Consider the following 287-nt stretch of genomic DNA (forward strand, 5'->3'; position numbering starts at 1 on the left):
CCGCTGCTGCTATTGCACGGCTTTCCCCAGACCCACGCCATGTGGCACGCCACGGCCCCCCTGCTGGCGGAACGCTTTACCGTCATCACAGCGGACCTGCGCGGCTATGGCGACAGCGAAGCGCCCGAGGGCGCGGCGGAATACAGTTTTCGCGAGATGGCGGCGGATCAGGCGGCGCTCAAGCGGACGCTCGGCTTTGATCGCTTTCATCTCGTGGGGCATGACCGGGGGGCCAGAACGGCGCACCGGCTAGCGCTGGACCATGCAGCAGCGGTAGAGACCATGAC

At 66.9% G+C, this 287-nt stretch carries 1 protein-coding gene; it reads left to right on the forward strand.

Annotated elements, in window-relative coordinates; genetic code table 11:
- Positions 1-287, forward strand: a 287-nt coding sequence (locus A3728_RS18540; RefSeq protein WP_150120881.1) for an alpha/beta fold hydrolase, incomplete at both ends; no start/stop codon positions are given.

The organism is Sulfitobacter sp. HI0040, from assembly GCF_001634885.1.
In the GTDB taxonomy this organism is placed as follows: domain Bacteria; phylum Pseudomonadota; class Alphaproteobacteria; order Rhodobacterales; family Rhodobacteraceae; genus Sulfitobacter.